This is a genomic window from Acinetobacter sp. YH1901134 (assembly GCF_013416965.1).
GTDB classification, from domain to species: Bacteria; Pseudomonadota; Gammaproteobacteria; order Pseudomonadales; family Moraxellaceae; genus Acinetobacter; species Acinetobacter amyesii.
The window spans coordinates 573771-584729 of the sequence record NZ_VPEW01000004.1; the positions used below are offsets into that span (position 1 = coordinate 573771).

At 41.2% G+C, this 10959-nt stretch carries 13 protein-coding genes; all 13 read right to left on the reverse strand.

The features are described from left to right. Positions 1-36: 36 nt before the first annotated feature. Positions 37-810, reverse strand: coding sequence for a TatD family hydrolase (locus tag FTV50_RS06670; protein WP_111885060.1), 774 nt, complete (start codon positions 808-810; stop codon positions 37-39). Positions 811-841: 31 nt separating this feature from the next. Further along, complete coding sequence (locus FTV50_RS06675) at positions 842-1183, reverse strand: PilZ domain-containing protein (RefSeq protein ID WP_111885061.1); 342 nt, start codon at positions 1181-1183, stop codon at positions 842-844. Positions 1184-1198: 15 nt separating this feature from the next. After that, positions 1199-2182: a DNA polymerase III subunit delta' gene (locus FTV50_RS06680; protein WP_078193725.1), complete on the reverse strand. Its 984-nt coding sequence runs from the start codon at positions 2180-2182 to the stop codon at positions 1199-1201. A gap of 13 nt (positions 2183-2195) precedes the next feature. Further along, positions 2196-2957 (reverse strand): 3-deoxy-manno-octulosonate cytidylyltransferase, encoded by a 762-nt coding sequence (gene kdsB, locus FTV50_RS06685; protein ID WP_180023914.1) that lies wholly within the window; start codon positions 2955-2957, stop codon positions 2196-2198. Positions 2958-2960: 3 nt separating this feature from the next. After that, the gene (gene lpxK, locus FTV50_RS06690) at positions 2961-3974 is read right to left on the reverse strand and encodes a tetraacyldisaccharide 4'-kinase (RefSeq protein WP_180023915.1); all 1014 of its coding nucleotides are present in this window, start codon (positions 3972-3974) and stop codon (positions 2961-2963) included. A 3-nt stretch (positions 3975-3977) separates the two neighbouring features. After that, on the reverse strand, positions 3978-5705 hold the full coding sequence (gene msbA / locus FTV50_RS06695; protein ID WP_180007340.1) for a lipid A export permease/ATP-binding protein MsbA: 1728 nt from the start codon (positions 5703-5705) through the stop codon (positions 3978-3980). Next, complete coding sequence (locus tag FTV50_RS06700) at positions 5705-6127, reverse strand: biopolymer transporter ExbD (protein WP_180022523.1); 423 nt, start codon at positions 6125-6127, stop codon at positions 5705-5707. The genes msbA and FTV50_RS06700 overlap by 1 nt, the downstream gene beginning before the upstream one ends. Positions 6128-6140: 13 nt before the next feature. Then, entirely contained in the window at positions 6141-6782 is a 642-nt protein-coding gene (locus FTV50_RS06705; RefSeq protein WP_180023916.1) for a MotA/TolQ/ExbB proton channel family protein, read from the reverse strand. A gap of 31 nt (positions 6783-6813) precedes the next feature. Next, positions 6814-7701, reverse strand: a complete 888-nt coding sequence (locus FTV50_RS06710; protein ID WP_180023917.1) for a ParB/RepB/Spo0J family partition protein — start codon at positions 7699-7701, stop codon at positions 6814-6816. After that, positions 7698-8480 carry a ParA family protein gene (locus FTV50_RS06715; RefSeq protein WP_078188958.1) on the reverse strand — a complete coding sequence of 261 codons (783 nt, stop codon included), beginning with the start codon at positions 8478-8480 and terminating at the stop codon, positions 7698-7700. The genes FTV50_RS06710 and FTV50_RS06715 overlap by 4 nt, the downstream gene beginning before the upstream one ends. 24 nt (positions 8481-8504) lie before the next feature. Then, positions 8505-9137 (reverse strand): 16S rRNA (guanine(527)-N(7))-methyltransferase RsmG, encoded by a 633-nt coding sequence (rsmG, locus tag FTV50_RS06720; RefSeq protein ID WP_180003083.1) that lies wholly within the window; start codon positions 9135-9137, stop codon positions 8505-8507. A gap of 84 nt (positions 9138-9221) precedes the next feature. Further along, positions 9222-9911, reverse strand: a complete 690-nt coding sequence (gene murU / locus FTV50_RS06725) for an N-acetylmuramate alpha-1-phosphate uridylyltransferase MurU (RefSeq protein ID WP_180023918.1) — start codon at positions 9909-9911, stop codon at positions 9222-9224. Next, positions 9911-10924, reverse strand: coding sequence for an aminoglycoside phosphotransferase family protein (locus FTV50_RS06730; protein WP_180023919.1), 1014 nt, complete (start codon positions 10922-10924; stop codon positions 9911-9913). Before FTV50_RS06730 ends, murU begins: the two co-directional genes overlap by 1 nt. Positions 10925-10959 lie beyond the last annotated feature (35 nt).

Consider the following 10959-nt stretch of genomic DNA (forward strand, 5'->3'; position numbering starts at 1 on the left):
CCTATACTCTCTTACTCTTATATCAATTCAAATTATTTACTTAAGATTGAGGAGATTTTCAAAGTTTTGCATTGTAATGAAAGCCATCTCTTCAATTGACTTATCATATACATCACTTAAGGCTTTGGCTACATAAGGAACGTATTTTGGTTCATTAGACTTTCCTCTATAGGGCATCGGTGCAAGGTATGGGCTATCTGTTTCAATCAGCACGCGATCCAGTGGCACTTGCTTAGCCACATCACGTAAATCTTGCGCATTTTTAAAAGAAACAATGCCTGAAAATGACACGTAATAACCACAATCTAAGACCGCTTTTGCTGTTTCCCAATCTTCAGTAAAACAATGCAAAATCCCGTGAGTGGATTTCTCTGCACGGATAATATCCACCGTATCATGCTTTGCAGAACGGGTATGTACAACCACCGGTTTTTTTACAGCTTGTGATGCGTGAATATGGCGGGCAAAGCATTCTTTTTGCTCTGCAATAAAGTCTGTACTATGAAAATAGTCCAGCCCTGTTTCACCAATCGCCCAAACCTTTTCAGGTTGTGCTAATTCAATGAGATATTCTTCTGTTGCCCGAGCCATCGTTGCAGGATCTTCACATGGGTGTACCCCAACGGAATAACCTACATCGGCATGACGTGCAGCAATTTTTGAAAGTTCAATATGGTCATCTAGATCAACCGAGATACTCATAAATTTTGAGACCCCGGCTTGACGAGCCTGATCCAATGCAAGATCTAAATTACCCTCGTAAGGGCTTAAGTCGAGCATGGTTAAATGGCAATGGGTATCTACAAACACAATATGTACCTACAAGTCTTCACTGTTGTAACTACATAGTGTAACTTCTACGCCCCTCAGATTTAAGCCCTGCAAGTAAACGTTCTGCTTCTGTTTTGAAATAAACGCCTTTTTCGCCGCTTAATTGAATTCCAAAGCCTTGTGGTTTAATGCCATTTTGCTTTTGCGAAATCCAAATCACTTTTCCTGTCAAAGGAATTTTTATACTTTGTTCAGGCAGAGTCGCCAATAAGAAAACCTCATCACCCATTTTCACAGCTTGCTTTGATGGTACAAATAAACCGCCACCAACGACATAAGGCATGTAGCTCGCAAAAAGTGTTTCCACATCTGGAATATTAGCGTGAACAATCCCGCCCATACGTGGTTGCATGATGTTTCCCCTTAATTAAACATTCATCAGTTTGATGCAAAGCTCATCTACGACCAGATTCCCCTGTACGTTCTGCTCGATGAACCGCTTAGACTGCTGTAATTCTGTATATATCCCAAAGAGTGTTTCGAGCGAATATTGCTCTGCCAACACCCCAAAATCCAAATCTATATTTTTTATGGATTGATTTAGCTTGACACAAATTATATCGGACAACAAGTATTCAAACATTTGACTAAAATCACTAAAACTCAGTGCTTTATTCCACTTGGTCGCAATTGCCATCGGCATGTTTTTTTGTGTCACAAGTTTTTGCCAATCTTGTAGAAACTCTTGGCGCATATTTAGCCATTCACTACTTGCCAATGAAATTGCTTGTAATGGCATTTGACTGGCTAAGTTCATGAGAACTTTGCGCTGAGTTTCACCACTATCGGGCAAATGCTGCTGTAAATATTGCTGTGATTGTTCGGGTTCAATACGATCCAATGCATAGTGCTGCATTCGACTGCGAATGGTTGCCGGCAATTTCAAATAATGCTCTGCCAACAACATAATCACAATGCGTTCGCCAGGCTCTTCCAATGTCTTCAGCAAAGCATTCGATGACGCAATGTTTAATGCTTCAGCAGGCTCAATCAACACAACTCGCCAACCGTCTACGGTTTGTTGTACAAAGGGCAATAAATCACGAATTTTTTCGATTTTAATTTTGGCATTTTGCTTTTTATTGTCTTCATCTGTACTGATGTGGACAAAATTTGGATGTGTATCTGACTTTAACCACTGGCAACTCCCACACTCACCACATGGCTCAGTCCGCTCATCACGTTTTTGACACAGCACCCATGCAAGAAATTGTTTTGCAAATGCCTCTTTACCACAGCCTTTTTTGCCATACAAAAGCACGCCATGTCCCAGTTGTGGAAAACGGCTGGTTAATGTATTCCATGTATTTTGCTGCCAAGGGTACACTTGCGCCACAATGTCATTTTGCATAAATCATTTAACCTTATTCGAAGTTTGAAACATCCATTTGGTTCAAACGATCAAGGTCAGCTTGAGTGTCTACACCCGGTGGAAGGTTCGCTTCTGCCACAGCAATGGCAATACGGTGACCATTTTCCAAAACGCGTAATTGTTCAAGGCTTTCTAATTTTTCTAGTACACCCATATCCCAAGTGACATATTCTTGTAGCAGTTTTACGCGGTATGCATAAAGTCCTAAATGACGATAAGCTTGATCATGCAAGGTTTGTTCTACTTGCTTTGCACCATCACGGTCATACGGAATAGTCGCACGGCTGAAATACAGCGCTTGATTGTGCTTTGACATCACCACTTTGACGATGCTGTCACGCTGAAACTCGTCCAAACTATGAATCGGCTCACAGAGTGTCGACATTGAACATGTCGGCTGATCTACAAGTAATTGTGCAACTTGTTTTACTAGTTGAGCGGGAAGCAAAGGTTCATCGCCCTGTACGTTGACAATAATGTCATCACTCGCCCAACCTTTGATGCGTGCAACTTCACTTAAACGGTCTGTCCCAGATGGATGCTCTGCAGAGGTCAATACCACATCAACCCCTTCCGCACGACATACTGCTGCAATACGTTCATCATCTGTAGCAACACATAGATCATCGAATCCTGCAACTTTTTTGGCTTGATCGACTACACGTAAAATCATCGGACGGCCGTGAATTTCAAGCAATGGCTTACCTGGTAAACGTGAACTTGAAAAACGTGCAGGAATAACAATATGTTTCATAAATTAAATGCCTTCGGGAAGTTTCAGACCCAGTTGTTTCAACTGCGCATGCAAAGTTTCATAACACGCAGGTGACAACACTGCATCTACGGGAACAACCCATATTTCTCTTTTAAAATCTGGATTATTTTTGAGGATCGCTAAAATTTTAACTGCATCTTTTTCAGTGGTAATGATGGGATTGGCATCTTCAAACTGCAAATCACTCAGTTCATACTCATAATGATCTGGGAATTCATGACATTGAAATTGATGAATCCCTATATTTTCTAAGGTTTTATAAAATCGTTGCGGAAATCCGATACCCACCACAGCATAGAAATCTTTGTTTGCATCAAATGTCGTCACAAGATCTTTATTGAGCAAATAAGGCTGCGCCGCTTCTAGGTGCATATTCAGTGGAGAACTTGGATCTGCTGAATGTTCAATGACCGTCCCAGTATCAAGGCGCTTTTTCGGTTCACGCAAATAACCTTCGGGTAATAATTTTTCATTGCCTAAACCACGATTATTATCCAGCACGATCCACTCCAACTGACGTTGAAGCGCCCAATGCTGCAAACCATCATCGCAGATAATCAAATCCAATTCATGCTTGGATAGTAGCAACTCAATACTTTGCTGGCGGTTTGGACCGACTGCCATCGGTACACCTGTAGACTGAACAATTAAGCTCGGTTCATCACCCACGATTTCAGCCGTCGACTCTAAATCGACATAAGCCGGAAATGGTCCTTGACCACCATAGCCACGACTGATCACACCAACACGCAGCTTTAAGCTATTCAAATAACTGACCAAATGAATGAGCAATGGGGTTTTACCACTTCCACCCACTGTGATGTTTCCAATGACCATGACTGGAATAGGCGCTTTATAGCTTTGCTTAATACCTGATTGATAGAGTTTTTTATTAAGTAAAAAGCCACCATGATAAAGCCATGACAAAGGTCTAAACACAACGAGCCACTTTGCCTGTTCATTCCAAGCATCCTGAATCAATTGTGCAAAAGACATGACTTAATTTTCCTCAAAATTACGCTGATGAAGTTGGTAATATGCACCACGCTGTGCCATCAACTCTGTATGCGAACCTTGTTCAATAATACGCCCTTTATCCATCACCACAATACAGTCTGCATTTTCAATGGTCGATAAACGATGCGCAATCACGATCGTGGTACGATCTTGCATCGCAGCGTCAAATGCTTGCTGAATAAAAAATTCAGATTCGTTATCTAGCGCACTGGTCGCTTCATCTAAAATTAAGATCGGTGCATTTTTCAAAATGGCACGTGCAATCGCAATCCGTTGACGTTGACCACCTGATAGATTTAAACCTTGGGCACCCAATGGTGTGTCATAACCTTGCGGTAAATCCATAATAAAATCATGTGCAAATGCAGCTTTGGCAGCAGCAATGACTTGCTCATCTGTTGCATGCTCGAGCTGACCATAAGCGATATTTTCACGTACTGTACGGTTAAACAAAACCACTTGCTGATTGACCATCGAAATCTGAGTACGCAAGCTATTGAGTTCTATGTCGTGAATATCATGCTGATCAAGCAACAATTGTCCAGAAGACACCTCTTGGTAACGCACCAACAGATTGACCAATGAAGTTTTACCTGCACCTGAACGCCCAACCAATGCAACGGTTTGCCCTGCATTAACTTTTAAATTGAAGTCATGAATCGCATGGTGACCATCAGCATAGATCAAATTGACATTTTTAAATTCGACATCACCTTTCAAAGCAGGCTTCAGCGTGCCGTTATTTACTTCTTCAGGCATATCAAGCAATTCAAATACCGAATAGGCCGCTGCCATACCTCGTTGTAGTTTTTCGTTGACATCCGTCAAGGTTTTAATTGGCTTACTCAGCATACCTGCGGCAGTGATATACGCTACAAACTCACCCGCTGTTGTATCTTGTAAAATCTCAGGGCGTAGCGCGATATACATCACGATACTGAGCGCGATCGACATAATCAGCTGAACAATCGGGCTATTGAGTTGCTGCACCACAACCATTTTTAAGCCGCGGCGTAAGTTCTCCATCGAGCTTTCATAAAAACGTTTTTGTTCATAATCTTGCCCTGCAAAGCCCTTCACCACTAGGTTGCCTTGCACTGTCTCTTGCACCACATGGTTAACATCACCCATGGTACTTTGTACTTGCATGGATAATTTACGCATGCGCTTCGATGCTTTACGGATGATCAGACCAATAATTGGGCCAAAAATCAAAATACACAGGGTTAAACGCCAATTGGTATAGAGCAAATAACCCAATAATGCGATGGTAATCAGACCCTGTTGTACAATCGTTTTCAGTGACTCAGACGATGCCGCCGTCAACTGTTCAACGTTATACATAATTTTTGCAGTGATATGACCGCTCGAATTATCTAAATAATATTGCGAAGGCAAACGCATGAGTTTTGCGAACACTTGCTGACGAATATTAAAAATTAAGTTTCGAGAAATCACTGCGGTAAAATATCCCCCCATGAACAAACCGAGTCCACGGAAGAACATCAATAAAACCACCAAGAGTGGAAATAAGGTTGTAAAGCTTTGATCTTTGTTTTGAATGGCTTCAATAATGCGTTCCAATAATTTTGCGACAGAAACTTCTGTCGCAGCATTAATACCGAAACCAAGCAAAACCAGCAGGCCGATTCCCCAAAAAGGTTTTAAATAACTTAATAGGCGTAAATAGACCTTAAAATCGTGCTTCACTAATAACCTCGAGTTGGAACTTTGGTACTGATGTTGATATTCACAAATCCAAGTTGACCTGCAACATCCATCACCCGGATCACATCTTGATGTGTTGCTTTTGCATCTGCTGCAATCACAAACATTAAATCACGACGATCATTGGCTGTCTGTTTAATTGCAGTATTCAAATCAGAGACTTCTTTACTCGCCAATGACTGACCATTGACAGAATAGTGTCCTGAAGAATCCACCACAACTTCAATCTTTTGATCATAGTTTTTAGGCGGAACACCTTGTGCATCTGGCAAAGTCAGGTTCATTCGACTCATCTGGTTAAAGGTGGTCGAGAGCAACAAGAACACCAAAATGAACATCAAACAGTCAATCATCGGTGTGAGGTTGATATGAATATCTTCAACCTGACGACGTTTAAATTTCATGCGCAGTCTCCACTCAGCTGGCTTTCTGAATGTCCTGACTTTCTACTTCAGGTGTTTTTTTATAAAACAAAGCGGCATGAAATAACGTCGACTGCTGTTCTAACTCAGCCACATATTCCTGAACCAAACGTTGGAAATAGCGATGTGCAAATAATGCAGGTACAGCAATTAACATACCGGCAGCAGTGGTAATCAAGGCTTTAGAAATACCCGGCATCATCAACACTGGATCACTATTGGTGCCTATATCAATCATTAAGAATGCTTCAATAATACCGATCACCGTACCCAACAAACCTAGTAAAGGTGCAACAGCGCTTAAAGTGCCCAAAAAGTTGATATTTTTTTCTAAATAACCAATTTCTTGTGACGCTGTGACTTCCATTTGCGCACGTGCATATTGCTCGTTTTGATCTTTACTAGCGTAACCTGCGCCCAATACACGACCCAATGTACTTTGTTGTAAAATTGGACTTTGCTTTAGCTGCTGCACCACATCTTTCACCGATGTGTTTACATTCATCATCAAGTCTTTTGGTAACACCATTGATTTCTTTAAACGAATAAAGCGCTCAATGGTAATGGCTACCGTAAAGATCGAACAAATGACGAGCGGGATCATTAACCACCCGCCCGCTTTGACTAATTCCCACATTTGATTTTCCCCAATAAATCGAATTTAAAAATTATTCAGCTAGACAAATATTTAAAATGCCATCTAGCTCTTCAAGAGTATGGTAGCTAATCACCAGCTTGCCTTTCCCTTGTTTATTATGATCAATTTTCACGTCTGCACTGAAACGATCAGAGAGACGTTGTGTCAGTTGTTGAATGTCTGATGAAACAATTGGTTTAGCTTTTTGTTGTTTTGGTGCATTCAAATCACGAACAAATTGTTCGGTTTGACGTACAGACATACTTTTTTCAATCACCATTTCAGCAACTTTAAGCTGATCTTTGGCTTTTAACGTCAAGATCGCACGTGCATGCCCCATATCGAGCAAACCTTGCTGCATAAAGTCTTTGACTTGATTCGCTAAAGACAAGAGGCGTAGCAAGTTACTAATCGTGGTACGTGCTTTACCGACCGTATCGGCAATCTCTTGATGACTTAAACCAAATTCGTCATGGAAGCGTTGTAAAGCCATGGCTTGATCGATTGGGTTCAAATCTTGACGTTGAATGTTTTCAATCAATGCCAAGGCAATTGCCACTTGGTCACTCAAGTCACGAACAATGGCTGGAACTTCGGTTAAACCTGCAAGCTGAGCCGCACGCCAACGACGCTCACCTGCAATAATTTCGTAGGGATGCTTTTCATCTTCGACAGGACGAATGACGATTGGTTGCATGACGCCATGCTTTTCAATCGATGCAGCAAGTTCTTGTAAATCTTGTTCTTTAATGAAACGACGCGGTTGATACTCACCGCGTTTCAATAAATGCACATCAATTTGTTTTAACTGTCCATGATCTAAAGCTTTTGCTTCGAGCTGTAGTTTTTCTTTTTGGATTGAGCCGAGTAAGGCATCCAGACCACGACCTTTAGCCAGTCCGCGTTTTTTTACGGTCATGCTTTAGTTCCTTTTTTTACTTTGGTTTTTTTTAACATCTCAGCTGCCAAGTTCAAATAAGCAACTGCACCCTTCGAGCTTTTTTCAAAATAAATCACTGGTAAACCGTGCGCAGGCGCTTCAGCCAAACGAATATTACGCGGAATGACCGTGTCATAAAGTTTCTGACCGAAGTATTGTTCAAGCTCAGCAGACACATCACGTGTTAAGGCATTACGCGCATCGTACATGGTACGAAGCACACCCACGATCTCTAGATCTGGGTTTAAAGCTTGCTGAATACGGTCAATGGTTTGGGTTAGGTCAGCCAAACCTTCTAGGGCATAATATTCACACTGCATTGGAATCAGCACAGCACGTACCGCTGCAAGTGCATTGACAGTGATCAAACTTAAACTTGGTGCACAATCGACAATAATATAGTCGAAGTCTTTTTCGACGCTTGCCAATGCTTCACGTAAAATAAACTCACGACCGTCTTGATCTGCAATTGCAAGCTCAACACCAGCTAGGTCACGGTTTGCACCTAAAACCTTATAGCCCACTTCCGCTTTATAAATAGCGGTTTCAATCGGCACTTCACCAAGTAAGACATCCGTGACTGAATACAACAAATCATTTTTTTGAATGCCCGAACCCATCGTGGCATTGCCTTGTGAATCCATGTCCACAAGTAAAACTCGTTTTTTTAATATGGCTAAAGATGCAGCCAAGTTCACAGCAGTTGTGGTTTTACCTACGCCACCCTTTTGGTTTGCAATCGCAATAATTTGAGCCATGGTAACCCCAGTCCTTTGAAAATTTTAAATACGTTTAAGAAAAATTAAATGACGCTGCTCATCAAGTCGTGGAACTTTTAATGCAACGATATCAATCTTGAAATCACTTTTCAGTGTTTCAACTTCTTCTTCAGGAATTAAGCCTTTCATCGACGCGATAATACTTTGCGCATGCATATACGGTTTAGACGCATCCACAAAATCCGTTAACGATGCAAAAGCACGACTGGTAATCACATCAAACTGCCCCAGTTCATTAATGCTGTCTTCATTTTCGACACGTGTTTGTACCGCAATGACATTTTTTAGTTTTAAGTCAGCAATAAATTGTTTTAAGAATCGAATTTTTTTACCGTTGGCATCTAAAAGCACACATTCACGTTCAGGCTGACACAGTGCAATGATCATGCCCGGCATGCCACCACCCGTACCGATATCCAATAAACGACCTGCAGGCAAATCATTTAGGATACTTAAGCTATCCAATAAATGCTTAACCAACATTTCTTTAGGATCACGAATAGCAGTCAAGTTATACGCTTTGTTCCACAGCACTAGGGCATCTTGGTATTTCAGCAATAGATTTAATGCTTCTTCACTCAAATCTAAGCCAAGCTTTTGACTACCTTGCTTTAAGTCTTGAAAAAAAGGATGCATAAAGAAGACATCTCAATAAAAATTAACTGAAGTATACCGATTTCTAAGCCGTGGAACAGTAGCTAACGCTTAGCGAATATGCACTTAATCGTACATGCCTTGGCGAATCTGTAGATCTAGATCACTTAAACGCTCAGGTGTGCCAACATCAACCCACGCAGTTTGCATTTTCTCTGCAGAAATTTTTCCATCCAACATGGCTTGTTTCAATAATGGTGCGAGCGGACGCTTACCAGCTTCCAATCCATCAAACATATTTGGATGTATAACTGCGATTCCGCTATAGGTGAGTGCCTCGCCTGCATGTTCTTGCTCAAAGGTATAACTACGCCCAGCATCCAAGATAAAATCACCCTTAGGATGTTGCGCTGGGTTAGTCACATAGACCAAGTGTGCCAAGTCATCATTTAGCTCAATATTGAGCAAAGCTGAAAAATCGTAGGTCGTCCAAACGTCACCATTCACCAAAATAAACGGTTCTGTCCCAAGCAAAGGTAAAGCATTAATAATGCCACCAGCTGTTTCCAGACCTTCCGCTTCACGTGTCCAGCGAATATTCACACCAAACTGCGAACCATCACCCAAAGTACCAATCAGGATATCTGCAAGCCATGCAGAATTGATGATAATTTCAGTTACGCCAATTTTTTTTAGCTTTTCTATATGCCAAACAATCAGTGGTTTTCCACCCACTTCAAGCAAAGGCTTTGGCTTATACAATGTTAAAGGGCGCATCCGATTTCCGAGACCCGCAGCTAAAATCATGGCTTTCATTATGCAACAACCTCATAAGTGCCGTATTTGGCTTCAAATTTCGGCAATACTTTATCCTGAATAAATTGCATAAAAGGTTGTAATTCTGCATATGGTTTACTTTCTTCAAGTAAATACCACATCACACGAGGCAAATCTTTGAGATAACCTGACTTACCATCACGCTCAAATAAGCGCACAAAAATACCTAAAATTTTGATATGACGTTGAATCGCCATCAGGTCAGCGTCTTGTTTGAATTGCTCAAAGTTACGACCTTCTTTAGCCGATGCAGGTAGCAAATCATAGAACGTCTTAAACCATGCATAAACACGATCTGCATTCCACTGCACATAAGCATCACGAGTAATAGAAATCAAATCATAAGTATCTGCGCCAATCACAGCATCTTGGAAGTCAATCACACCCTGATCTTGCTCACCATCAAGTACCATCAAATTACGGCTATGAAAATCACGATGCACAATCACTTGAGGCTGAGCCAATGCAGCATTGGCTAAGATAGCAAAGGTACGTTTAATCAGTGCCGATTCTTCTTCAGTAGGCTGCACTTGTAGAGATGGCAATAACCAATCGGTTAACAGCTCCATTTCAGAAATCAGCTTTTCATAGGCATATGCAGGAAAATGAGCAGTTCCATCAATTGACTGCAATTGAATCAACTGTTTAAAACTTTGAGCATAATGTGCGTCTACGGTTTGATCATTCAACAACGTCGACAATAAAACATCACCAAAATCTTCTAACAATAAGAAGCCTTGATCGAGGTCTTTGGCCACGATATGTGGTACACGCACGCCATGTGCATCAAAAAATTCATCAATCGACACAAAAGGACCACAATCTTCTTTTTCTGGTGGTGCATCCATGAGCATAAATGTTTTATTATTCAATTTGATTCGTGCATAACGACGGAAGCTTGCATCGCCTGCTAAGAAGTTAATTTCAAATTGATCTGAACCGAGTACAGATGAAATCCATGTTTGTATCAATTGTTCACGTTGTGTATTCATTTGCGATAAATTCTAATACAGGCTGAGTTTTTAAA